Here is a 23,598-nt window from a genome sequence, read left to right on the forward strand (position 1 = left end):
CCGCCAGCGTTCGTCCTGAGCCAGGATCAAACTCTCCGTTGAAAACAAAAAGTTGCCCCTGACAGGAGACACTGACAAATTGTCAGAATCATTGTCAAAGAAATCGTCAACCAACCCGAACCCCCAAAGGGACCCAAGCCAGATCGACGGGTAAAACAAACAAACTAATTCGTCGACTATGACACACTGTTGAGTTCTCAAGAATCAGACGCACACCACGATTGAACCGATTTCTCGGCCGCTCTGCGGCGACTGGGTTAAACTTAGCGGCTGAATTCCTGCGGTGCAAATCCGCTTTCTTTCCGCCTCACTCCGCGCACGCACAACCGCTTCGAATTCTTCGCCGTGGCTTGCGCACACACCGAGGCATCCGAATCGATGCTGTGATGGAGTGGTCTGCCCGGGGCCGGAGGCCCGACCTGACTGGTCTTGCCTCCCGCCGCTCCCTGGCGACTCGGAGAACATTAGGCGAACACGGCACCGAGTTCAAATCGAGTAAACGTGAGCCGGACCACAGGCACGTTTGCGCAGGTCAGAGGGGGTTTGGCCGCCGACGCGCGGCGAGGCCGTGCGTGTCGGACACCGTCCTGGCGCCGGCCAACCGGAGCGCCTCGACGGTCTGCACGAGCAGCTCGCGGTGCATCCGGGCCACTCCGCCGGCACCGTCCACGAGCGCCAGCACGGGTGGGCGACCCAGGAACACCAGGTCGGCACCGAGGGACAGGGCAGCGACGACGTCGAGCCCGGAGCGCACTCCCCCGTCGACGTACACCTCGGCGTCGTCACCCACCGCGGCGACGACCTCGGGCAGGCAGTCGGCCGTGGCCTCTGCCCGGTCGAGCTGGCGACCGCCGTGGTTGGAGACCCACACGGCGGTGGCGCCGGCCTGGACACTGCGGACGGCGTCCTCGCCGCGGAGCACGCCCTTGACCACGACCGGGAGGCCGGTCCGGTCGGCCAGCCAGCCGATGTCGTGAGGCCCCAGGTCGAGTGCCTTCTCGGACCCGGGCTGGTCGTCGTAGCCGGGGTCGAAGTTCACCCGCAGCAGTCCCGGGTCGACGGTGTCCCACACGACGTCGGTGCCGGGGGCGGGGTACTTGGTGCCGACGACCGGCGTGTCGACGGTGAGCACGACTGCGCGCGCACCAGCCGCGACGGCACGCTCGAGCAGCGGCTCGGCGAGGATCCGGTCGGCAGGCAGGTAGGCCTGCAGCCACCAGTGCACGCCCGTCGCGCCGATCTCGGCGAAGGGTGTGCCGGCGTTGCTGGACACCACCATCACCGCGCCGGCAGCGGCGGTCGCCGTCGCCATGGCGACCTCACCCTCGGGGTGCACCGCACGCTGGAGCGTGGTCGGCGCGACCCCCCACGGCACGTCGAGGGGATGGCCGAGTGCCTCGACGCCGACGTCGACGTGGGTCACGTCGTGGAGCACCCGCGGCCGGAGGCGGAAGGAGCGCCAGGCCTCGACGGCCTCGGCGGTGGTCACCGAGCTGCGCGCCCCTTGGAGGAGGTAGTCGAGGACCGGGGCGGGCAGGGACGCGCGGGCACGCTCCTCGAGGGACTCGAGCCAGCGCGCCTCGTCGCTCAAGTCAGCGGACCTCGACGCCGGCGAAGTTCTTCTTGCCGCGCCGCAGCACCAACCAGGTGTCGCCGATCAGGTCCGCTGCACCGGGCACCAGGTCGGGATCCTCGACGCGCACGTTGTTGAGGTAGGCGCCGCCCTCGGAGATGGTCCGCCGCGCCTCGCCCTTGCTCTTCGCGAGCCCGGTGGCGACGAGGAGGTCGACCACGCTGGGCACGCCCTCGTCGCCGTCCACGCTGGTGCTCCCGGCCTCGCGGAGCGCGGCACCCAGGGTCGAGGTGCTGAGCCCGGTCAGGTCACCGCCGCCGAACAGGGCGGCCGAGGCCTCCCGGATCCGCTCGGTCTCCTCGGCGCCGTGGACCAGCGTCGTGACGGCCTCGGCGAGGGCGCGCTGCCCGGCACGGAGGAAGGGCTTCTCGGCGTGCTGCGCCTCGAGCTCCTCGATCTCCGGTCGCGACAGGAAGGTGAAGACGCGCAGCAGCTCGCCCACCTTCTCGTCCTCGACGTTGAGCCAGAACTGGTAGAAGGCGTACGGCGACATCATCTCCGGGTCGAGCCACAGGGCACCGCCCTCGGTCTTGCCGTACTTCGTGCCGTCGGCCTTCGTCATCAGCGGCGTGGCGATCGCGTGGGCGTGCCCGCCGTCGGCACGCCGGATCAGCTCGACGCCCGCGGTGAGGTTGCCCCACTGGTCGGAGCCGCCGAACTGCAGCGTGACGCCGTGGTCGCGGTAGAGGTTCAGGAAGTCGAGCGACTGCAGCAGCACGTAGCTGAACTCGGTGTAGCTGATGCCGGCCTCGAGCCGGGTCCGCACGACGTCGCGGGCGAGCATCCGGTTGACCGGGAAGTGCTTGCCGATGTCGCGGAGGAAGTCGATGGTCGACAGGCTCGCGGTCCAGTCGTAGTTGTTGACCATCGTGGCCGCGTTGTCGCCGTCGAAGGACAGGAACGGCTCGATCTGGCGGCGGACGCGCTCGACCCAGTCCTTGACCGTGTCGAGCGTGTTGAGCGTGCGCTCGCCCGACTCCTTCGGGTCACCGATCATGCCGGTCGCGCCGCCGACCAGGGCGTACGGCGTGTGGCCGGCGTCCTGGAGCCGCTTGGCGGTCAGCACCTGGACCAGGTGGCCCATGTGGAGGCTCGGAGCCGTGGGGTCGAAGCCGACGTAGAACCGGACGCTCCCCTCGGACAGCGCCGTGCGGAGCGCGTCGAGGTCCGTCGAGTTCGCGATGAGTCCGCGCCACTCGAGGTCGTCGAGGAGGGTCGGGTCGATGGCCACGGTGAACCTTTCCAGTCCGGATGTGCGGACCAAGCCTGCCATGGGCACCGGCGTCTAGGCTCATCGGATTGTGGGAAGGGATGTCGAGTGATCGCAGGCAGGTACACCGTCGACCGGGAGGTCGGTCGCGGTGGGTCAGGTGTCGTGTGGCTCGGCCGCGACGAGGTGCTCGGCCGCGAGGTCGCCCTCAAGAGGCTGGGCTTCGCCCCCGGCAGCGGCAGCCCGGACCTCGACCGCGCCGAGCGCGAGGCGCGGCTGGCGGCCCGGCTCAACCACCCGCACGTGGTCGCGGTCTACGACCTGGTGCAGGACGGCGACGACCAGTGGCTGGTGATGGAGTACGTCGCCGGCGAGACCCTGGCGGCGCTCGTCAAGCGCGAGGGCCCGCTCCGTCCCGACCAGGCCGGACCGATCATCGAGCAGGCGGCCGACGCCCTGGCCGCTGCGCACGCGGCCGGGATCGTCCACCGCGACGTGAAGCCGTCGAACATCCTGGTGACGCCCACCGGGCAGGTGAAGCTGTCCGACTTCGGGATCGCCCGGGCGCAGGCTGACGCGTCGCTGACCCAGACCGGCCTGGTGACCGGCTCTCCGGCGTACCTCGCCCCCGAGGTCGCGTCCGGCCAGACCGCCACCGAGGCGAGCGACGTGTGGTCGCTCGGGGCGACGCTCTACCACGCGCTGGCCGGGAGTCCGCCGTACGACGTGGGCGACAACGTGCTGGGTGCGCTCTACCGGATCGTGCACGAGGAGCCGCCGCGGCTCGCGAACGCCGGGTGGCTCGGTCCCGTCCTCGAGGGGACGATGACGCGCGAGCCCGGCGACCGCTGGCCGGCGACCGCTATCCGCGACGTCCTGATGGCCGGACCGTCGGCGCCAGTGCAGGTCGTGGTCCCCCGGCTTCCGGCGCCGGAGCCGGCCGTGGCGCACACGCAGCAGCTCACCTCCGGCGTACCTCCCGTGCCGCCGGTGACGCCACGGCGGAGGGGTCCGTTGCCGTTCCTCGCGGGGGCTGCGGCCCTCGTCGCCGTCGCGGTGATCGCCTGGCTCCTGGTCACGAGCGGCGACGACCCGAGCCCGTCCGCCGGCGACAAGGGGTCGTCCTCCGGGAAGCCCTCCTCGGGCTCGTCGTCGCCGCCGGCGAGCACGGGCGACGTGACCGCGGACGGGATGGAGAACTTCATCGAGGACTACCTCGCGACGGTGACCAGCGACCCCCAGACCGCGTGGACGATGCTGACCCCGGACTTCCAGGCGCAGAGCGGCAACTTCGGGCAGTACCAGAAGTTCTGGAGGCAGTTCCAGACCGCCGACATGACGACGTCGCAGGCCGACCCGGCGACCAAGCAGATCAGCTATCACGTCGAGTACCTCCACCAGGACGGCCAGAAGACGAGCGACGACGTGACGCTGCAGCTCGAGGGCACCGACGGGAACTACCTGATCGCGGGTGAGAGCTGAGGCTGGCCCCTATCGTTGTCCTCCGGGAGGGCTGATGGAGCTGGCGGCGCTGTACCGGGACATCGTCGAGAGGTCACCGGACGCGATCTGGGTGTGCGACCTCGAGGGCCGCACGATCTTCGCCAACCCCGCGATGCGCGCGCTCTACGGTGCCGACGAGGAGCAGATGGCGCGCACCACCGTCTACGACTCCCTCGACGAGCAGGGCAAGGTCGAGTTCGCCGCCCACCTCGAGCTCCTCAAGCGGGAGGGCGGCAACCCCGAGGACGTCGACGTCCTCTTCTGGCGCAGCGACGGTACGTCGCTCTGGGTCCTCGTCAGCGAGGTCGAGCTGCGCGACGAGGCCGGCACCATCGTCGGCTTCACCCACCGGATCAGTGACTACAGCGGCCGACGTCAGGCGCTGGACGCCCTCACCGAGAGCCGGGAGCGGCTGGCCGAGGCGCACCGGATCGCCCGGCTCGGCAGCTGGGAGTGGGACGTCCCCGCCGACGAGATCCATGCGTCCGAGGAGCTGTGCGCGCTCTACGGCTTCGATCCGGAGGACTTCCCCGCGTCGTACGAGAGCTTCCTCGAGGTCGTGCACCCGGACGACCGTCTCTCGGTCCACGAGGCTGTCGGCCAGGCGCTGCTCCGGCCCCGTGAGTTCCTGTTCGTGTGCCGCATCCAGGGCGAGGACGACTGGGTCTGGACGCGCGGACGGGGTGTCTCGGTCGCCGACGACAGCGGTCGGGTCGTCTGGATGTCGGGCACCCACCAGGACATCACCGGCACCAAGATGGCCGAGATCGCGCTCGAGGACCAGGTCGCGCAGAACACCCTGATGCAGGCCGTGGCGAGCGCCGCCAACGAGGCGCGCACGCTCGCCGAGGTGCTCGGCCAGGCCCAGCACCTCGTCCTCCTCCACGACGACTGGGAGCGCGGGCGCGCCTTCATCCCGGCGGAGGACGGCACCGGCGTCGTCCCCCTGTACGTCGCGGACGCCGACCAGGACGCCGACCTGCAGACGCCCCAGGAGTCGGCGATGGAGCTGGCGCTGGCCAACCGCGCCTTCCACGAGCGGGCCTCGGTGTGGGACGACAGCCGGCTGACGATCGCCTTCCCGGTGTCGTACGCCGACGAGGTCTGCGCGGTCGTGACGATCACGTCCGCTCCCCCGCTCTACCGCTTCGAGATGATCGAGTCGATGGTCGAGCAGGTGGCGGTGCAGCTCGGCCGGGTCGCGGAGCGCGAGCGCGCCGAGCGCGAGCTCGCCGACGCGCGTGACGGCGCCATGGAGGCATCGCGGCAGAAGTCGGAGTTCCTCGCGACCATGAGCCACGAGATCCGCACGCCCCTCAACGGCGTGATCGGGCTCAACGACCTGCTGCTGCGCACCGGCCTGGATGCCGACCAGCTGCGTCTCGCCTCCGGGGTGCAGGTCGCCAGCCGCGCGCTGCTCGCGATCATCAACGACGTCCTGGACTTCTCGAAGATCGAGGCCGGGATGCTCGAGCTCGAGAGGCTCGACTTCGAGGTCCGCGCGGTCTTCGACCAGGTCGCGAGCGTGCTGGCCGAGGCGGCGCGGGCGAAGGGCCTGGAGCTCATCGTCTCCTGCCACCCCGACGTGCCGGAGGTGCTGGCCGGCGACCCGACCCGGCTCGCCCAGGTGCTCACCAACCTGGGCTCGAACGCCGTGAAGTTCACCGAGTCCGGCGAGGTCTACGTCCGCGCGACCGCGACCCCGCGCGACGGCGGCGGCACGCTGCTGGAGGTCAGCGTCACCGACACCGGGGTCGGCGTCCCCGAGGGCGACGTCGACAGCCTCTTCGAGGCGTTCACCCAGGCCGACGCGTCGACCACGCGCAGGTACGGCGGCACCGGGCTCGGCCTGGCGATCTCGCGCGAGATCGTCGACGCGCTCGGCGGTGAGATCGGTCTGCGCCCCAACCCCGCGGGCGGCAGCGTCTTCTGGTTCACGGCGGAGTTCGGCGAGCCGACCGGCCCGGGGGTCGATCCCGACGACGAGTACGCCCGCAGCTGGCTCGCCGGGAGGCGGGTCCTGGTCGTCGACGACAACGCGCACAACCGGCTGATCCTCGAGGAGCAGGTCGCCCGGTGGAAGGTCCGGTGCGTGAGCGCTGTGGACGCCGATGCCGCGGAGGTCGCGCTGGCGCAGGCGATCGCCGACGGCGACCCGTTCGAGGGCGTGCTCCTCGACCTGACGATGCCCGACCGCGACGGCATGGACCTGGCGCGGGCCGTGCGGGCGAACCCGGCGTACGACGACCTGCGCCTGATCATGCTGACCTCGACGACCTCCCTGACCCCCGAGCAGCTGGCCGAGGTCGACCTCGCGGCCTGCCTCTCCAAGCCGACGCTGGCCTCGGAGATCCGCTCGGCGTTGCTGACCCACCTGGCCGGGACCGGGCCGCGGCCGAGGCCGGAGGTGCCGGCCTCCGGCGGCCGTTCGACCATCCCTCGGGTGCTGGTCGTCGAGGACAACCCGGTCAACCAGCTGGTGGCGGTCGGACTGCTCGAGGCGCTCGGCTACTCGTCGCTGACCGCGGAGGACGGGGAGGCCGCCCTGGTCGCGCTCGCCGAGGAGGACTTCGATGCCGTGCTGATGGACATCCAGATGCCGCGGATGGACGGGTACGCCGCCACGCGGGCGATCCGGGCGGCGGAGACCGACGTCCGGCTGCCGGTGATCGCGATGACCGCCGCCGCGGTCGAGGGTGAGCGCGAACGCTGCCTCGCGGCCGGCATGGACGACTTCCTGACCAAGCCGGTCGACCCGAGCGCGCTCGCCGCCGTACTCGACCAGTGGATAGCGGGGAGCGAGGAGCCGGCCCGACCCCGTAGCCTGCCGACCGTGTCCGACACCGACCCGTCGCCCGTCCAGGGCCTCGAGCTCTCGCGGCTCGACGAGCTCCGCGACCTCGATCCCGGCAACACCGCCTACCTCGACCGGGCGATCGGCAACTTCGTCGCCAACACCCCTGGCACGCTCGCCGCGATCCGCGAGGCCGTGGCCGACGGTGATGCAGCGACCCTGAAGGCGGTCTCCCACAAGCTGGCCGGCGGAGCCCTCAACCTGGGTGTCGTCGCGGCCGGGCGCACCGCCCAGCAGATCGAGCTGGTCGCGGACACCGGCTCGGTCGACGGTGTGGAGCACCTCCTGGAGCTGCTCGACACCGCCCTCGAGGACGGCCGCGCGGCGCTGCTCGCCTACCAGGCGGCGTACACCACGTCCTGACGGTCAGCGGTCGTCACCGGTCGGCGGCGCCGACCGGTCGAGTGCTCCCTGGTTGCCGACGAACGCGGCCACCGGCGGGATCAGCGCGGCGACGACGCTCATCACCACCGCCGCGGTGGTCGACCACAGCCGGACGACGTTCCAGGCGAGCAGGATCAGCACCACGCACGTGCCCATGAGCACGAAGTAGGTCCGGTGCCGGCGTTGGCGATCCATCGTCTCGACCGTAACGCGGCGCCGAGGGTTCGCGGTGACACCCAACGGGTACGACGTCCACCATGAAGACCCTGATCCTCGTCATCGTCCTGCTCTGGCTGGCCATCGGCGTCGCTGCCGCGTGGCAGCGCGGCTACTTCGGCGACGACCAGGACCTCACCTGCAAGACCGGAGGCGACACGGCGCTCACGATCGTCGCCGGTCCCCTCAACTACGTCGGCGCGAACCCGAAGGTCGACTGCGACGTGAAGGTCCCGCAGCCGTCCAACTGACGACTCCCCCGACCCCGGCCTGGTCCTGCGCCCCCGGGCCCGCAGGACCAGCCCGACCGCGACGCTAGGCCGGGCAGCTGCCGCGCGACGATGACCCAGGTGGGCCATCTCCGTGGCAGTACCACTGACGCTCAGCCGAGCGGGTCGGTGTGGTGGCCGATCATCGCCCAGCGGCCGCCCTCGCGGCGGTGCATGCTGGTCGCCCGGATGTCGACGGGTCGCGGCACACCGTCGATCTCGACGGACCCGCGCTCGAAGCCGACCACGAAGCCGAGGTCGGACGTCTCGACGTACCGCCGCTCCTCCCCGTCGACGCGACCGCCGAGGCGGGCTGCTGCCTGGTGGTCCCAGGACGCCTTGACCGCGGGCCAACCGACCAGGAGCTCGCCGAAGGGGCTCATGTAGGTGACGTCGTCCGCGTGCGACCAGTGCGCGAGCATCGGCTCCGCGTCGCCCGCGAACATCGCGTTCAGTGCTGCGTAGAACTCGGCGCTCGCGTGCTCGAGGGTCGTGGTCATGAGTGCTCCTGTGCCGGCCCGAGCTGTGGTCCGAGAGGTACGGCGAGCATGGCACGGTCAGGACTGGGGCGCGAGCACCCGCAGCTGCAGCATCGCGACGAACCGGGCCTCGGGGTCGCTCAGGTTGATCTCGCCGACCTCGGCCAGCCGGCGCAGCCGGTAGCGGAAGGTGTTGGGGTGGACGTAGAGCGCCTCGGACGCGGCGATCACGTCACCGAACGCGTCGAGCCAGGCCTGGAGCGTCTGCACCAGGTTGGCGTTGTGGCGCTGGTCGTAGTCCATCAGCCGGGCGAGCGAGCCGGTCGGCCGATCACCCCGCGAGGCCGCCAGGTCGCGCAGCTCGAGCATCAGCGACTCGACCTGGATGTCGGCCAAGCGGGCGACGCGTCGTTCGCCGCGAGCACCGCGCAGCACCCGGAGCGCGCGGTCGGCGCACGCCCGGGCGTGGGCGAGGCCGGCGAGGTCGGTGGCGATGGGGCCGATGCCGATCACCGGGCGCAGCCGGCCGCCGACCCGGTCGAGGAACTCGTTGGCCAGGCGTACGGCGCGCTCCTCACCGTCGTCGGCGCTGCCGGCGACCGGGACCAGGCCGTAGGCGACGCCACCCACCAGCGCGGCAGCGGAGCGCGGGTGTGCGGCGCCGAGGTGCAGCGCGAACGCGTCGGCGAGGCGTTGCCGCTCGTGGGCGAGCGCAGCGCCGTCGGGCACGATCGAGACGTCGTCGCCGTCCGAGAGCGCCACCCCCAGGACCATCAGGGGTTCGCCGGAGAGGCCGAGCCGGTCGAGCGCCTCGCGGGCGCCGGCACCACCCTCCAGCGCCGAGCTGAGCAGATCGGCGCGGAGCCGGCGCTGGACGTCGGCGCCGGCGCGGACCCGGAGCAGGTGGAGCGCGACCAGCTTGGCGGCGTCGCAGAACGCGTCGGTGCGCTCCTCGCTCAGCCGCTCGGGCACCGCGGCCCAGATCGAGCCGAGGACCTCGTCGCCCGCGCGGACCGCGACCGCGACGCGCGGCATCGAGAACGCCCCCTCCCCGTCGTGGGCGGGCTCGATGAAGACCGGCCTGTCACTGCGGTGGAGCTCGCGGAAGACGCCGCGCTCGTTGAGGATCCGCGAGTAGCGCTCCGGCACCTGGCGGCCCAGGATCGTCTCGACCCGCGACGGGTCGGCCTCGTCCTGGCGACCGGAGAACGCGAGCACCCGCGAGCTGCGGTCCTCGATCGTGATCGGTGCGTCGAGCAGGGCGGCGATCGCGTTGGCGACGGCGAACAGGTCACCGGACGGCAGGCCGCCCAGCGACTCGGACTCGGCGACACCGACGTCGCCCTCGGCCAGGAGCGAGCGCAGCATCGCGGCCAGGTGGGCCCAGGGCGCTCCCCTGCTCAGGCCGAGAAGGGCCACCCCTGAGGCGTCGACCGCGTCGCGGACCTCCGGCGTCAACGGGACCGGTGCGCGGAGCACGAGCCCGACCGCCTGCTCGCGACCGAGCTGGTCGAGCAGGGCGACGACGTCATCGGGGGCGTCGACACCGACGCCGAGGACCAGAGCGTGCCGGGGCAGGACCGGGGCGTCGGTGGGGTCGTGGATCACGACTCCCCCGATGTCGTGCGTCGACCCGGGATCGCCGTGGACGAGGTCGAGCAGCGTCGCTCCGAGGTCGTCGAGGACGCGACCGAGGCTGGCGCGGGGACGACTGTTCATGCCCGAGTTCATGGGAGGCAGCACCATCTGACGGTAGGGGTCTTCCCGTCAGCCTACTTCGTCCGCGCCGACCAGATCACTCGTCCTGTTGGTCGGAGCCGACAGCACTCAGGCGGGGACCCACTCCGTCGACACGGTGACCGCCGCCAGCTCGTCCTCGAGAGGTACGACGCCCAGTCCCGGGCCGGTGGGCACGGAGAGGTGGCCGTCGGCGAGCACGAACGGCTCGGTGATGTCGGTGCGGTAGTAGCGCCCCGACCCCGACGTGTCGCCCGGCAGCGTGAAGCCGGGCAGCGCGGCGAGGGCGACGTTCGCGGCCCGGCCGAGGCCGGTCTCGAGCATGCCGCCGCACCAGACCGGGATCCCCGCGGCGACGCAGACGTCGTGGATCCGGCGCGCCTCGAGGTAGCCGCCGACGCGGCCGGGCTTGATGTTGACGATCGCGGCCGCACCGAGCCGGATGGCCGCCGCGGCCGAGCGGGCCGACGTGATCGACTCGTCGAGGCAGACCGGCGTCGCGATCTGGCGGGCCAGGTCGGCGTGGCCGAGCACGTCGTCCTCGTCGAGGGGCTGCTCGATGAGCAGCAGGTCGAAGGGGTCGAGGCGGGCGAGGTGGCGCGCGTCGCCGATGGAGTACGCCGTGTTGGCGTCGACCTGCAGGAGCACGTCGTCGCCGTACGTCTCCCGGACGGCACGCACGGGCTCGATGTCCCAGCCGGGCTCGATCTTCAGCTTGATCCGGACGTAGCCCTCGTCGAGGTAGCCGCCGACCGCGTCGAGCAGCTGCGGGACGCTGTCCATGATGCCGACCGAGACACCGCACGGGACACGGTCGTGGACCGCCCCGAGCTCGCGGGCGAACGACCGGCCCTCGACGCGCAGCTCGGCGTCGAGGACGCCCATCTCCAGCGCGGCCTTGGCCATCCGGTGCGCCTTGAACGGCTCCAGCACGGTCGCCACCCGGTGCGCCTCGAGCGGCCCGCCGGCGGCCAGGGCCGGGACGAGGAAGCGACGCAGCACGTCGGCGGCGCCCTCGAGGTACTCCTCGGAGTAGAGCGGGTCGACCATCGCGACGCACTCGCCCCAGCCCTCGCCCTCGTCGGTGACGACGCGCAGGAGCAGCAGCTCGCGCGAGGTCTGGGTCCCGAAGGACGTCCGGAACGGCGACACCAGCGGCATCGAGATCCGACGCAGCTCCACACCCTCGAGCTTCACAGCCCTCTCCTCACGACGTACCAACCGGACCGGTCGAAGCCGGTGATGCTCGCGCCCTCGGCGACCAGGGCGGTGAGCGCCTCGCGCACGGCGGTGCGCCAGCGCTGCGCCGCCGCCGGGTCGGCGACCCGCAGCGACTCGATGTCGGGGGGTACGGCGACCAGCGAGGTCGTCCCGTCCAGCCGGCCGGGCTCCGGCTCGCCGGACTCGGTGACGCCCAGCGCGACCACGGCACCGGCAGCCAGCTCGTCGGCCACGAACGCCGGCGAGGTCGCGCCGGCGCAGGCCGCGACGACGCGCGGGTCGCGGAGCTGCCAGCTCACGAGCAGCCGGTCGGACTCGTCCCCGCCGTTGATGGCGTCGCGCATCGCGCCGTAGAAGTCGGGGAGGTACTCGACCGGCCGGGCGCCGAGCTTGACCAGGTTGAAGTAGGCGTTGCGGCTCACCAACGGGTCGAAGGTCCAGACGATCTCCGAGACCCCGCGCAGCATCGCCCAGGCGCGCTGGTGCAGCTTGAGCGCGAAGCCCACGTTGCGGCTGGTCGCTCCGGCCGCCACACCGGCGATGTGGCTGTGCAGCGCGTCCTCGGCCGGCGCGTGGAAGAAGCCCACGCACGCGCCCACGAGCGTGTCCTCGTGGAAGGCGCCGCCCACGTAGTTGCCGGCCTTGGTGAAGGCCCGCAGCAGCTCGAGGGTCATCGGCGGGTTGTCGCCGCGGCCCCAGATCGTGGCGTAGAGGGCCACCACCTCCAGGAGCTCGGCGATCTCGGTGACCTCGCGCACCGTCACGCCCGCGGCCTGGGCCGCGGCGTCGGCAGCCTGGACGGCACCGTCGAGGTCGGGTGCGCGGGAGGTGGTCAGGTTGGTCACGGTCCCCATGCTGCTGAGGTTCTCGCTGCTCGTCATGGTCGGTGCGCACCAGTCGTCTCGAGGTGGTTGGTCGCGGGCAACGGGTCGGCGAGGAGATCGGCGACCAGGGCGGCCAGGAGGGCGGTACGGCGGGGGATCTCGGCCACCAGCACGTGCTCGTCGTCGGCGTGCGCGCCACCCCCGACGGCGCCGAGCCCGTCCAGCGTGGGGGTGCCGACGCCGGCGGTGAAGTTGCCGTCGGAGGCGCCGCCGACCGCGACCGCGGTCAGGGGCGGGAGGCCGAGCCGGTCCGCGACCTCGCGGGTGCGCTCGAAGAGCGCCGTCGAGGACGCGGCGTCGAGGGGCGGACGGTTGGGTCCGCCGAGGACCTCGACCACGGCCCCGGGCAGCACGGGGCGGAGCGCCTGCATCGCCGCGTCCACCCGGTCCTGCTCCGCGACCGTGCGCACCCGGACGTCGACGGCGAAGCTGCCCTCGGCCGGGACGGTGTTGGTCGTGGTGCCGGCCCGGGCAGCGGTCGGCGTGACGGTCGTGCCGAGGGCCGGGTCGCCGAGGGCGCTCACGGCGAGCGCCTGGTGGGCCAGCTCGAGGGTGGCGTTGACGCCGAGCTCGGGCTCGAGGCCGGCGTGCGCCGCGCGGCCGGTCACGCGCACGTCGTACAGCGAGACGCCCTTGCGCTCGGTCTTCAGCGCGCCGCTGTCGGCGGACGCCTCCAGCACGAGCGCGGCCTCGGCCCCGCGGGCCTCGTCCTCGATCAGCCCGCGCGAGCTGGGCGAGCCGAGCTCCTCGTCGCCGGTGATCAGGAGCGTGACGCCCGTGGGGTCGTCGAGGGATGCGACGGCGTGGAAGGCCATCACGACGCCGGTGAGCATGTCGAAGCAGCCGGGGCCGCGGACGACGCCGTCGACGTTCGACCACGGGTGCGTGGTGAGCGAGCCGATCGGCCAGACCGTGTCGTGGTGGCCGACGAGCAGCACCCGGGTCGGACCGGTGCCGAGGCGCCAGCGCAGGTGGGTGCGCCCGTCGAGGACGATGCGCTCCGGCTCGGCGCCGAGCCGGTCGGTCCCGATCCGGGCGACGAGGTCCGCGGACCGGGCCACGGCGGCCAGGTCCGAGGACGGCGACTCGCACTCGACGAGCTCGCGCAGGTCCTCGAGGAGGAGAGCGAGGTCGTCCATCAGTCCACCCGCGGGGTCGCGCGCACGCCGAAGTGGACGTAGCGCTCGCCGGTCGGCAGCTCGTAGAAGGTCACCGGCGCCCAGGTGTCCGCGCCGGGCGGCTTGAGGGCGAAGAGCGCGGGGCCGACCGGGACGAGGTCGTACTCGTCGACGGGGTCGGGCACCATCTCCGCGATCGGGCCCATGACCGTGGTCCGCAGCCGCGGGCCGTCGTCGCCGACGAAGACCTCCATCCGGACCGACGCCCGCTCGTAGGTGCCGACGTACGGCGTCACGTCGACCTCGACCGGCTCGGCCGGCGGCGCGAACGGCGTCGACATCTCCACGCCGGCGACCTCGGCGTAGATCTCGCGGTAGAGGTCCTCGTAGAGGTCGCGGGTGTTGCCGCCGTTGGCGAGCAGCGCGACCGCCACTCCGCCGTGGTCGGCGGTCCCCGGGAGGATCCGGAGGAACCCGGCCTGGCCGAGGGTGTTGCCGTCGTGGCCGATCAGTCGGGTGCCGTTCCAGTCGAACCGGATCCAGCCGAGGCCCCACGAGTCGCCGAGGATGAACTTGTCGGGCAGGTCCGCCTGGTGGGTGGTCATCAGCGCCGTCGACTCGGCCGAGAGCACTCGCGTGCCGTCGGTGGCGAGGCCGTCGGAGAGGTGCATCCGGGCGAAGGCCAGGACGTCGCGGACCGTCGCCTTGATCAGCCCGGCCGGGCCGACCGAGCGCGGCAGGTCCCAGACGGGTGTGGGGACCTGCTCACCGTCCGCGTCGACGTGGCCGACCGCCGCGGCGAAGAGGATCGCCTCCTCGGCCAGGGTCACGGTGTGGGTCAGGCCGAGAGGCTTGAAGAGCCGCTCGGTCATCGCCTGGTCCCAGGTCAGGTCCGTGAGCACCTCGATCACGCGGCCGAGCAGCGACCAGCCGGAGTTGCAGTAGGACCACGTGGCGCCGAGCGGGTGGTTCTGGGCGACGTCGGCCAGCAGTGCGGTGTACTTCTCGAGCGCGTCGTCGCCTCGGCCGGTGTCGGTGAAGACGTCGCCGTCGATCCCGCTGGTGTGGGTGAGCAGGTGCCAGATCGTCACCTGCTTGGTGACGTCGGGATCGGAGAGCTGGAGCTCGGGGAGCACCTCGACGACCGGGGTGTCGAGGGCGATCCTGCCCTCGTCGATGAGCTGCATGACGACGGTCGCCGTCCAGACCTTGCTGATCGAGCCGATCTGGAAGACCGAGTCGGTGGTCGCGGGCTGGCCGGTGCGCTTGTTGAGGACGCCGTACGCCGCGTCGGCGATGTCGTCGCCGTCGAGGATGCCCAGCTGCGCACCGGGCACGTGGTGCTTCCGGGCGAGCACCTCGAGCCGGCGCTGCCAGTGGGCGCGGTCGAGGCGCGGGCGGCCGTCGCGGTCGACGTACTGGTCGAGCCAGGCCACCACGCGGCGGTTGTAGTCCATCCGCTCCGACGGCTTGCCGAGCAGGATGAAGACGTGTGACGCACCCGGGTAGAGCACGAGCTCGGTGGTGACCCCGCGGTCGCGCAGCGACGTGTGCCACTGCTGGGCCTGGCCGACCGGGCAGGTCAGGTCGTCCTTCCCGTGGAGCACGAGCGTCGGGGCCGTGACCTGGTCGACGTAGGTGATCGGCGACATCGCGGCGTACTGCTCGGGCGTGGTCCAGGGCGTGCCGGCCAGCTCGTAGCGGCCCATGAGCGGGCCGTCGTCGCTGGAGCCGTACTCGCTGGTGAGGTCGCTGACGACGCCGCCGGCGACCGCGGCCTTGAACCGGTTGGTGTGGGCGGTCAGCCAGCAGGTCATGAACCCGCCGTAGCTGTAGCCGGTGAGCGCGAGGCGTTCCGGGTCGACGAGACCCTCGGCCACGAGCGCGTCGATCGGCTCCAGGAAGTCCTGGGCGTCAGCGACACCCCATGCGCCGCTGACCGCGTTGTAGAACGCCGCGCCGTAGCCGTCGCTGCCGCGCGGGTTGACGAGCAGGACCGTCCATCCCCGGGCCGCGAGCTCCTGGTGGTAGAGGTGCATCTCGTCGGCCGCGCCGTTCCAGGCGTTGTGCGGACCGCCGTGGATGTCGAGCAGCAGCGGTCGCGGACCCTCGGCCGCGGGGTCGCGGACCAGCCAGGCCTGCACCTCGGTGCCGTCGGAGATCGTGAAGGTCCGCTCCTCGCGGACGAAGAGCTCGACGTCGGCGAACCCCGAGCCGTGGTCGGTCAGCACCGTCTCGGCACCGGAGGCGAGGTCGACCGCCACGATCTCGCCGTACGACGTCGCGGTGGCGAGCGCGACGACGGCGTGGTCGCCCACGACGGAGAGGCCGGAGACGACCCGGCCCGCACCGGCGAGCACGGGACCGTCCGCGGTCCACAGGTGGGAGCAGCCCTGGTCGCGGACGGCGAAGAGCAGCCGGCCGTCGGCGAGCTCGACCGGCCGCGCGCCGGGGTAGGCCGGACCGCCCGGCATGACGTTGCGGTCGAGGTGGCCGCTGAGGTCGACCGGTGCGCCGCCGTCGAGCGGCACCCGGACGAGGTGGGCGTGCCCGAGCGCGAGCTCCGGGTGGCCGACGACCAGCAGGCTCGCGCCGTCGACGGAGAAGGAGACGGTGCCGGCGACGCCGTCCTCGAACCCGACGACCCGCGGCGTGGCCTTGGCGTCGTCGACGTCGAGCAGGTGCACGGCGGTGCGGAACGTCAGGTCGCTGTCGGCGCCGAGCTTGCGGGTGAACGCCACGGTGTGGCCGTCCGGCGACCAGGCGGGCTGGCCGACGTGGTCGCCGTCGGTGAGCTGGCGGCAGCCGCCGGACTCCAGGTCGACGACGTGCAGCTGGTTGCGGACCGCGCCGAACATGCCGGCGCCGTCGGCCTGGTAGTCGATGCCCTTCGTGACGAGCGGACCGGTGCCGCCAGCGTCTCCGGCCGGGTCGACCGCGGCGGTGAAGGCGATCCGCGCACTGTCCGGGCTCCACACCGGCGCGCCGGCACCGAGTGGCAGGTCCGTGACCTTCTCGGGCTCTCCGCCGTCGGCGACCAGGACGTGCACCTGGCTGTCACGGACGAACGCGACCCTGCTGCCGTCGGGTGACCACGCCGGGGCGGTGTCGCTGGGGCCGGCGGTCAGCCGGCGCGGCGTGCCGCCCGCGGTCGGGACGGTCCAGAGCTGGTCGACGTTGCGGTCGCCCTCGCGGTCGAGGGTGCGCAGCACGTAGACGACGCGGGCGCCGTCCGGCGAGACGGCGGGCTGCGACGGGACGGCCAGCGTGGTGAGGTCGTCGATCGTGAGGCGTCGGGTCATCGAGCACTCCTGTTTCCGGGTACGGCGGCCAGCAGCTCGCGCGTGTAGTCGTGCTCGGGGGCGGCCAGGACCTGCGCGGTCGGGCCCTCCTCGACGATGCGGCCCTGGTGCATGACGGCGACGTGGGAGGCGACGTACCGCACCACCGCGAGGTTGTGGGAGATGAAGAGCATCGAGAGGCCGAGCTCGCGCTGGAGCTCGCGCACCAGGTTGAGGACGGCACCCTGGATCGAGACGTCGAGCGCGGAGGTGATCTCGTCGGCGATCACGACCGCGGGACGGCCGGCCAGGGCTCGCGCCAGTGCGACGCGCTGGCGCTGACCTCCGGAGAGCTCGGAGGGACGGGCACCCGCACGGGTCGGGTCGAGGTGGACCAGCTCCAGCAGCCGCTGGACCTCGGCCCTGCGCTCTGCTCGACCGGACCCGGGCGGGATCGCCTCGGCGATGCTCTCGCCGATGCTCATCCGCGGGTCGAGCGAGGAGTAGGGGTCCTGGAAGACCATCTGGAGCGGCCGGTTGCGGCCCGTGGTCGGGACAGGCCGGCCGTCGAGCGTGATCGTGCCCTCGGAGACCGGCGCCAGGCCGACCGCGGCGCGGGCGAGGGTCGACTTGCCGGAGCCCGACTCCCCCACGAGCCCGACGACCTGACCGGCGGGCACGGTCAGGCTGACGCCGTCGACGGCCAGGGTCGCGCCGTAGCGGACCCGGACGTCCTCGAAGCGGAGCTCGCTCATGCCTCGACCTCCTGCAGGGTCTGGATCTCGATGTCGATCGGCTCGCCGGCGTGCCAGCACGCGACCCGTCGGCCGGCCGCGTCGCTCTCCAGCGGCGGCTCCTCCGTGGTGCAGCGGGTCGTCGCGAGCGGGCAGCGGGCGGCGTACGCACACCCGAGAGGTACGTCGGCGGGGTCGACCGGACGGCCCGGGATCACCGCGAGCGGCTCGGCGAGATCCGTGTCCATGTCGGGCACGGCCGCGACCAGCGCACGGGTGTAGGGGTGCTGGGCCGTGGTCGCGAGGTCGGCCGCGGGCAGGTCCTCCACGATCTTGCCGGCGTACATCACGAGCACCCGGTCGCAGACCTCCCCGACCACCGTGACGTCGTGGCTGATCAGCACCAGGGCGACGTCGTCGGCCTCGCGGATCGCGGCGAGCAGGTCGAGCACCTGCTGCTGGACGGTGACGTCGAGCGCCGTGGTCGGCTCGTCGGCCACGATCAGCGCGGGCGAGCCCATCAGGCCCATGCCGATCATCGCCCGCTGGCGCATGCCGCCCGAGAACTCGTGGGGGTAGAGGTGGGCCCGGCGCTCCGCCTCGGTGATGCGGACCGCGCTCAGCCGGTCGATCGCGCGGGCCATGGCCTGCTTGCGGTCCATCCCCTGGTGGTGGCGAGCGACCTCGGCGAGCTGCCCGCCCATCCGGCGGGTGGGGTTGAACGACGTCATCGGGTCCTGGAAGACCATCGCCATTGAGGTGCCGAGGAACTGCCGCTGCGCCTTGGTGTCGGCCGTCCGCAGGTCGGTGCCGAGCAGCTCGAGGCGCGAGGCGTCGACCCGGCCGGGGTCGCCGACCAGGCGGGAGATCGCCAGCGCGGTCAAGGACTTGCCCGAGCCGGACTCCCCGACGACGCCGACGGCCTCGCCACGGCGTACGGCGAAGCTCACGCCCCGCACGGGGCGGATCGGCCCGTTCGGACCGGGGAAGGTGACCTCGAGGTCACGCACGTCGAGCACGAGCTCGGTGCCCTCGTGGTGGGTCTCCTCGACCGGCTCCTGCTCGTCGTCGAGGGTCGCGGCCATCGGCGGCAGCTCGGGGACGCCGCCGACCACACCGACGCCGAGACCCTTGGCGATGCACTCGCCGAAGAGGTTGAAGGCCAGGCCGGCGATCAGCACCGCGATGCCAGGGGCGAGCGCCGCGGCCGGGTTGACGTAGATCGAGCTGACGCCGTCGAAGAGCAGGCGGCCCCAGTCGTACTTCGGCTGCTGCACACCGAGGCCGAGGAAGGACAGGCCGGCGAAGGCCAGCAGCGCTCCGCCGGCGCCGATGGTCGCGTTGACGACCAGCGGCTCGGAGACGTTGGGCAGCACGTGCCGGCCGAGGATCCGGAACCGGCCGACGCCGGCGACCCGGGCCGCCGAGACGTAGTCGCGCGAGCCGACGCTGGCGACGAGGGTCTGGGTGAGGCGACCGAACGACGGCGCTCCGGCGAGGCCGATCGCGAGCACCGCGCCGGTCGCGCCGACACCGAAGATGACCGCGAAGAAGAGCGCGAGCAGGATGCCCGGGAACGCGACGGCGATGTTGATGCCGGCGCTGACCAGCCGCCCCGACCGGCGGCCGAGGAGGTAGGACGCGGTCCCGAGGACCAGACCGACCACCACCGCGATCGCGGTCGCGGCCAGGGCGAGCTCGACCGAGAGCCGCGTGGCCACGAGGGTGCGGTAGAAGATGTCGCGGCCGAGGTTGTCGGTGCCGGCCCAGTGGTCGGCGGACGGCCCAGCGAGGATGTTGCTGGTGTCGATCGCGTTCGCCTTGTCCGTCCAGAGGATCGGCGCCACGACGGCGAGGACCAGGACGCCGAACGTCAGCACGGTCGCGGCCAGCCCCAGCGGGGTGCGGAGGATGCTCATCCAGCGCTTCAACGCCTAGTCCTCTCGGATCATCGAGCGGGGGTCGAGGACGGCGAGCGCCACGTCGACCGCGGTGTTCACGAGCAGCACGCCCACGCCGTACACGAGCACGATGGCCTGCACGACCTGGTAGTCCTTGTTGAGGATCGACGACACGATCGTGCTGCCGAGCCCGGGCCAGGCGAAGAGGTTCTCGATGAGCACCGTGCCGGCGACCATCCCGCTGAGCAGGAGGCCACCGATCGTCAGCGACGCGGTCAGCGCGTTGGGCAGCGCGTGGCCGAGGTAGACGGTGCGCTTCGGCAGCCGCTTGGCGCGTGCGGTGCGGACGAAGTCGGCCTCGAGCACGGTCACCATCTCGACGCGGATGATCCGGGACAGGATCGCGGCCGGCCCGATCGCCAGGGCGAGGACCGGCAGGACGTACGCCGACGGGGTGTCGTTGCCGGCGACCGGGAGCCAGCCGAGGCTGACCCCGAACACGTAGACCAGCGCCACGCCGATCAGGAAGTCGGGGATGGTGCCGAGGACGACGCTGCCGGTGGTGAAGGCGAGCTCCGTGCGCCGGCCGTGACCGCGCCGGGTCAGGACGCCCATGAGGACACCCAGCGGCACCGCCACCGCGACCGCGACCAGGAACCCCAGCACTGCGAGCTCGAGGGTGGCCGGCAACCGCTGGGACACGATCTGCGAGACCGGCAGCTGCGAGATCAGCGAGGTGCCGAGGTCACCGGTGAAGAGGTTCTGGATGTAGTGCCAGTACTGCACCAGGATCGGGTCGTCGAGCCCCATCTCCGCGCGCTTGGCCGCGACCAGCGCGGGCGGCGCGGTCGGACCGAGGGCGGCCCGCACCGGGTCGCCCGGGATCAGGTGGATCATCAGGAACGACGCGGTGACCAGGACCCACAGAGACACCAGCAGGCGTCCGAGACGCCGTACGCCGAACCGGACCCACGGGTGGGAGAGGACTCCCACCCGTGGGATCGCCGGGGCGACCGAGCTCGCCAGAGACATCCTTACTTCGCCAGCATCCGCACGCTGGTGGGCATGAACGTGCCGGGGTACTCGAACTCGGCGCCGTTGCCGAACGTCTTCACCTGGTTGTTGGCGAAGGGGATGATGTCGGACGCGGCGACCAGCTTGGACTCGGCGTCGAGCCAGGAGTCGCAGCCCTCCGTGCCGTTCATGGCGCTCGCGGCCTTCACACCGGCCGAGTAGTCCGCGTTGTCGATGCCGGAGAAGTTCGTGCCGCCGTCGGCCAGGCCGGGGCCGGACAGGAACGGGACCAGCTGGTCGGGGCTGTTGACGTTGAGCGGGACCCAGGCGATGTCCCAGTCACCGGAGCCGAAGATCGCGCCCTGGAGAGCGGTCTCGTCGACGCCCTTGGCGGTCACCGTGGCACCGGCGGCCTCCCACTCCTGGACGGCGAGCTCCGCAGCCGCGGCCACGGCGCTGCCGGCAGCGCTCGAGTAGAGGAAGGTCAGCTTCGTGCCCGCGAGGGCGGCCTTGGCAGCGTCCACGTCCTGGGCCGGGAGCGCCGGGGTGATCGAGTCACCGGGGCAGGCGACCGGCTCGATCGCGGCGAAGGTGGTGGCCTGCGTGCCCTCGCCGGCCGTGGCGACCGAGGCGAGCTCCTTGAGGTCGAGCGCCTGCGTCAGCGCCGTACGCACGGCGGCGTCGCTGGTGTCGTGGCCGTCGTTGTGGTTGTACCACTGCTCCCCCACCATCGCGGGGGTGCTGGTGGAGAAGAGCTTCGCGGCGACCAGGCGCTTGGCGTCGGGGCCCTGGATCGTGGCGGCGTTGACCTCACCGGACAGGACCAGGTTGGCGGCGGTGCCCTCGTTCTGGATCACCTTCATGGTGATCGTGTCGGGCATGCCCTTCTCCGCCGTGGTCGCGCCGTCGGGGCCCCACGTGTAGCCGTCGCGGATCTTGTACGTGTAGTGGTCGCCCGGGACGGCCTCGGTCAGCTCGTACGGGCCGGTGCCGTCGGTGCCCGCGGAGAGCGTGCTGCGGTCCTTCATGCCGGCGTCGCAGACCATCGGCAGGCTGCCGAAGCCGTTGAGCACGAACGGCGCGGGCTGCGCGAGCGTCACGGTCACGGTGCCGGCCGTGTCGTCCGCCTTCGCGGTCGCACCGGCCGGGATGAAGACGCCGAGGTAGGGGCTCTTGTTCTTCGGGTCGCTGACGTAGGTGATGTTGTCGGCGGCGGTGGTCGCCGTGAAGGCGCTGCCGTCGGCGCAGGTGATGTCCTTCGCGAGCGTGAAGGTGACGGTCGTGCCGTCGACCTTCCAGTCCGTCGCGAGCTGGGACTGGATCTCGCCGGTCTTGCCGTCGACCGAGACCAGGTTGTCGTAGGCCAGCTGGTTGACCGTGAAGAGCTGGGTGCTCGCCGAGGACTGCGGGTCGAGCTTGCCCGGGTCGCCGGCGATCGCCATGGTGAACGTGCCTCCGTCGGCGTACTCGCTGTCACCCCCGCCGGACTTGGAGCCACCGTCGCTGCTGCCGCCACAGGCGGCGAGGAGGGCGGCGGTCGCGCAGAGCGCGACGGCGGTTCGGCTGAGGCGCAGGGTGCTCGGCTTCATGGACGGTTTCCTCTTCATCGCGGTGGGTGTGGGTGGATCAGGCGCCGGCGCGGCGTACGGCGCGGCCGACGTGCATGTAGAGGGCACGGCCGTGGCCGTCGTCGCCCACGAACGCGTGCGGCATGTGCATGCCCCGGTCGGCCTCGATCGGGATCAGGCTGTCGCCGGCGTAGTGGACGAGCTCCTTGCGGTCGGGCAGCTCGCCCATCTCCAGCGCGACGCCCTTCGGGGTCATGTCGAGCCAGATCCGGCCCTCGTCGTCCTGGCTGACGACCAGGTCGAAGACCTCGGCCGAGTAGGTGCCGAGGAAGCGCGTGGCGTCGACCTTCTCGGGCTCGGCCGGCGGAGCCGGGAGCGCGGGCAGCTCGAGGTCGCCCAGCTCGGCGAGCACGTGGGAGACGATGTCGCGGTAGAGCGAGAACGCGTCGCCACCGTTGGTCAGGACGCTGACCGCGAGGCCCTTCTCGGGCAGGGTCCGCAGGAACGCCGACTGGCCGATCGTGTTGCCGTCGTGGCCGACCAGCACGCCGTCGGGCGTCTGGAAGAGCTCCCAGCCGAGGCCCCAGTGGGTGCCCATCAGGCCGAGGTCGGGCAGCTCGACCTGGATCTCCTGCATCGCGGCGACCGAGGCCGACGAGAGCACCCGGGTGCCGTCGGCGGCGACGCCGTCGTTGAGATGCATGGCCGCGAAGGCCAGCAGGTCACGCGGGCGCATCGCGAGCATCGCGCCGGCCGGGGCGTTCGATCGCACCAGCGCCCAGACGGGTGCCGGGCCGAGCGTTCCCTCGGCGTCGACCGGGATGTGACCGACCGCCGCGCGGTAGAGGATCGCCTCGTAGGGGCCGGTGGCCGCGTGGGTCAGGCCGAGCGGGGTGAAGAGGTGGTCGCGCAGTGCGGCGTCGTACGACTTCTCGCGCAGCACCTCGACCAGGCGGCCGAGGACGCAGTAGCCCGCGTTGTTGTAGGAGAACTGCTCGCCGGGCGGGAAGAGCTGCGGGACGTCGTGGATGACCTCCATGTACTTCTCGACGGCGTCGTCGCCGACACCCGTGTCGGTGAAGATGTCGCCCTCGAAGCCGGCCGTGTGGCAGAGCAGCTGGCGGACGGTGATCGCGGCCGCCGCGTCCTTGTCGCCGATCGCGAACTCGGGCAGGTAGGTCTGCACGGTCGTGTCGAGGTCGACCTTGCCCTCGTCGACCAGCTGCATCACCAGCGTGGCGGTCCACACCTTGGTGATCGAGCCGATCTGGAAGACCGAGTCGGCGGTCGCCTCGACCTTCGTCGACATGCTCAGGAGACCGGCGGCGTCGTCGACGACCTCTCCCCCGGCGAGGACGGCCACGGCGGCGGCGGGCACGTCGTACTTCTCGATGAGCGCGGGCAGCTGCTCCGCGATCCAGGCCTTCACGTCGGACAGGGTGCTCATGGGCCCACCGTAGGAATGACCCGCGTCACCGTGTTCGTCGACGGACACAACTCTCGGTGGTCGGTCTGTGCGAACCGACAGACAGATGTTGCGGTCCGGTAACGCCGGGTCCGAGGAGCAGCCACCCCACCCGGGGTGATGCGTT

The 23,598-nt window shown here is 71.9% G+C and carries 17 protein-coding genes; 3 read left to right on the forward strand and 14 right to left on the reverse strand.

Annotation, left to right across the window (positions count from 1 at the left end; all coding sequences use genetic code 11):
- Positions 1-532 precede the first annotated feature (532 nt).
- Both ABLE68_RS00005 and tyrS read right to left on the reverse strand, forming a co-directional pair.
- On the reverse strand, positions 533-1,591 hold the full coding sequence (locus ABLE68_RS00005; RefSeq protein ID WP_348869007.1) for an alpha-hydroxy-acid oxidizing protein: 1,059 nt from the start codon (positions 1,589-1,591) through the stop codon (positions 533-535).
- A 1-nt stretch (position 1,592) separates the two neighbouring features.
- The gene (gene tyrS / locus ABLE68_RS00010; RefSeq protein WP_348869008.1) at positions 1,593-2,864 is read right to left on the reverse strand and encodes a tyrosine--tRNA ligase; all 1,272 of its coding nucleotides are present in this window, start codon (positions 2,862-2,864) and stop codon (positions 1,593-1,595) included.
- An 87-nt stretch (positions 2,865-2,951) separates the two neighbouring features.
- Here tyrS and ABLE68_RS00015 point away from each other — a divergent pair, with 87 nt between their 5' ends.
- Positions 2,952-4,325 carry a serine/threonine-protein kinase gene (locus tag ABLE68_RS00015; RefSeq protein ID WP_348869009.1) on the forward strand — a complete coding sequence of 458 codons (1,374 nt, stop codon included), beginning with the start codon at positions 2,952-2,954 and terminating at the stop codon, positions 4,323-4,325.
- 34 nt (positions 4,326-4,359) lie between these two features.
- On the forward strand, positions 4,360-7,563 hold the full coding sequence (locus tag ABLE68_RS00020) for a response regulator (RefSeq protein ID WP_348869010.1): 3,204 nt from the start codon (positions 4,360-4,362) through the stop codon (positions 7,561-7,563).
- 3 nt (positions 7,564-7,566) lie between these two features.
- On the opposite strand, the gene ABLE68_RS00025 is transcribed toward ABLE68_RS00020, so the two are convergent.
- Positions 7,567-7,779 carry a DUF3099 domain-containing protein gene (locus tag ABLE68_RS00025; protein ID WP_348869011.1) on the reverse strand — a complete coding sequence of 71 codons (213 nt, stop codon included), beginning with the start codon at positions 7,777-7,779 and terminating at the stop codon, positions 7,567-7,569.
- Positions 7,780-7,841: 62 nt separating this feature from the next.
- Between ABLE68_RS00025 and ABLE68_RS00030 the strand changes: the two genes are divergently transcribed.
- Positions 7,842-8,051, forward strand: a complete 210-nt coding sequence (locus ABLE68_RS00030; RefSeq protein WP_348869012.1) for a hypothetical protein — start codon at positions 7,842-7,844, stop codon at positions 8,049-8,051.
- A 131-nt stretch (positions 8,052-8,182) separates the two neighbouring features.
- Here ABLE68_RS00030 and ABLE68_RS00035 read toward each other — a convergent pair whose 3' ends face one another.
- The 11 genes from ABLE68_RS00035 to ABLE68_RS00085 all read right to left on the reverse strand — a co-directional run bounded on the left by ABLE68_RS00035 (position 8,183) and on the right by ABLE68_RS00085 (position 23,453).
- Positions 8,183-8,569 (reverse strand): YybH family protein, encoded by a 387-nt coding sequence (locus ABLE68_RS00035; RefSeq protein WP_348869013.1) that lies wholly within the window; start codon positions 8,567-8,569, stop codon positions 8,183-8,185.
- 57 nt (positions 8,570-8,626) lie between these two features.
- Positions 8,627-10,267 (reverse strand): PucR family transcriptional regulator, encoded by a 1,641-nt coding sequence (locus ABLE68_RS00040; protein ID WP_348869014.1) that lies wholly within the window; start codon positions 10,265-10,267, stop codon positions 8,627-8,629.
- A 108-nt stretch (positions 10,268-10,375) separates the two neighbouring features.
- Complete coding sequence (menC, locus tag ABLE68_RS00045; protein ID WP_348869015.1) at positions 10,376-11,482, reverse strand: o-succinylbenzoate synthase; 1,107 nt, start codon at positions 11,480-11,482, stop codon at positions 10,376-10,378.
- Positions 11,479-12,360, reverse strand: coding sequence for a GNAT family N-acetyltransferase (locus tag ABLE68_RS00050; protein ID WP_348873214.1), 882 nt, complete (start codon positions 12,358-12,360; stop codon positions 11,479-11,481). The genes menC and ABLE68_RS00050 overlap by 4 nt, the downstream gene beginning before the upstream one ends.
- A gap of 23 nt (positions 12,361-12,383) precedes the next feature.
- Positions 12,384-13,529, reverse strand: coding sequence for a M20 family metallopeptidase (locus ABLE68_RS00055; RefSeq protein WP_348869016.1), 1,146 nt, complete (start codon positions 13,527-13,529; stop codon positions 12,384-12,386).
- Positions 13,529-16,810, reverse strand: a complete 3,282-nt coding sequence (locus tag ABLE68_RS00060; RefSeq protein ID WP_348869017.1) for a serine hydrolase — start codon at positions 16,808-16,810, stop codon at positions 13,529-13,531. The genes ABLE68_RS00055 and ABLE68_RS00060 overlap by 1 nt, the downstream gene beginning before the upstream one ends.
- Positions 16,807-17,544, reverse strand: coding sequence for an ABC transporter ATP-binding protein (locus ABLE68_RS00065; RefSeq protein WP_348869018.1), 738 nt, complete (start codon positions 17,542-17,544; stop codon positions 16,807-16,809). Before ABLE68_RS00065 ends, ABLE68_RS00060 begins: the two co-directional genes overlap by 4 nt.
- On the reverse strand, positions 17,541-19,442 hold the full coding sequence (locus ABLE68_RS00070) for a dipeptide/oligopeptide/nickel ABC transporter permease/ATP-binding protein (RefSeq protein WP_348869019.1): 1,902 nt from the start codon (positions 19,440-19,442) through the stop codon (positions 17,541-17,543). The genes ABLE68_RS00065 and ABLE68_RS00070 overlap by 4 nt, the downstream gene beginning before the upstream one ends.
- 15 nt (positions 19,443-19,457) lie before the next feature.
- The gene (locus ABLE68_RS00075; protein ID WP_348869020.1) at positions 19,458-20,456 is read right to left on the reverse strand and encodes an ABC transporter permease; all 999 of its coding nucleotides are present in this window, start codon (positions 20,454-20,456) and stop codon (positions 19,458-19,460) included.
- 2 nt (positions 20,457-20,458) lie between these two features.
- The gene (locus ABLE68_RS00080; protein WP_348869021.1) at positions 20,459-22,027 is read right to left on the reverse strand and encodes an ABC transporter substrate-binding protein; all 1,569 of its coding nucleotides are present in this window, start codon (positions 22,025-22,027) and stop codon (positions 20,459-20,461) included.
- Between the two features lie 37 nt (positions 22,028-22,064).
- Positions 22,065-23,453: a serine hydrolase domain-containing protein gene (locus ABLE68_RS00085; protein ID WP_348869022.1), complete on the reverse strand. Its 1,389-nt coding sequence runs from the start codon at positions 23,451-23,453 to the stop codon at positions 22,065-22,067.
- Positions 23,454-23,598 lie beyond the last annotated feature (145 nt).

It is taken from the genome of Nocardioides pollutisoli (genome assembly GCF_040045055.1).
Lineage (GTDB): Bacteria > Actinomycetota > Actinomycetes > Propionibacteriales > Nocardioidaceae > Nocardioides > Nocardioides tweenelious.

What these genes read in the sequence shown, in the direction of transcription:
- ABLE68_RS00020 (WP_348869010.1), top strand. Translation starts at nt 4,360, where the DNA reads ATGGAGCTGGCGGCGCTGTACCGGGACATCGTCGAGAGGTCACCGGAC.
- ABLE68_RS00025 (WP_348869011.1), bottom strand. Translation starts at nt 7,779, where the DNA reads ATGGATCGCCAACGCCGGCACCGGACCTACTTCGTGCTCATGGGCACG.
- ABLE68_RS00030 (WP_348869012.1), top strand. Translation starts at nt 7,842, where the DNA reads ATGAAGACCCTGATCCTCGTCATCGTCCTGCTCTGGCTGGCCATCGGC.
- ABLE68_RS00035 (WP_348869013.1), bottom strand. Translation starts at nt 8,569, where the DNA reads ATGACCACGACCCTCGAGCACGCGAGCGCCGAGTTCTACGCAGCACTG.
- ABLE68_RS00040 (WP_348869014.1), bottom strand. Translation starts at nt 10,267, where the DNA reads ATGAACAGTCGTCCCCGCGCCAGCCTCGGTCGCGTCCTCGACGACCTC.
- ABLE68_RS00050 (WP_348873214.1), bottom strand. Translation starts at nt 12,360, where the DNA reads ATGGGGACCGTGACCAACCTGACCACCTCCCGCGCACCCGACCTCGAC.
- ABLE68_RS00055 (WP_348869016.1), bottom strand. Translation starts at nt 13,529, where the DNA reads ATGGACGACCTCGCTCTCCTCCTCGAGGACCTGCGCGAGCTCGTCGAG.
- ABLE68_RS00060 (WP_348869017.1), bottom strand. Translation starts at nt 16,810, where the DNA reads ATGACCCGACGCCTCACGATCGACGACCTCACCACGCTGGCCGTCCCG.
- ABLE68_RS00065 (WP_348869018.1), bottom strand. Translation starts at nt 17,544, where the DNA reads ATGAGCGAGCTCCGCTTCGAGGACGTCCGGGTCCGCTACGGCGCGACC.
- ABLE68_RS00070 (WP_348869019.1), bottom strand. Translation starts at nt 19,442, where the DNA reads ATGAGCATCCTCCGCACCCCGCTGGGGCTGGCCGCGACCGTGCTGACG.
- ABLE68_RS00075 (WP_348869020.1), bottom strand. Translation starts at nt 20,456, where the DNA reads ATGTCTCTGGCGAGCTCGGTCGCCCCGGCGATCCCACGGGTGGGAGTC.
- ABLE68_RS00080 (WP_348869021.1), bottom strand. Translation starts at nt 22,027, where the DNA reads ATGAAGCCGAGCACCCTGCGCCTCAGCCGAACCGCCGTCGCGCTCTGC.
- ABLE68_RS00085 (WP_348869022.1), bottom strand. Translation starts at nt 23,453, where the DNA reads ATGAGCACCCTGTCCGACGTGAAGGCCTGGATCGCGGAGCAGCTGCCC.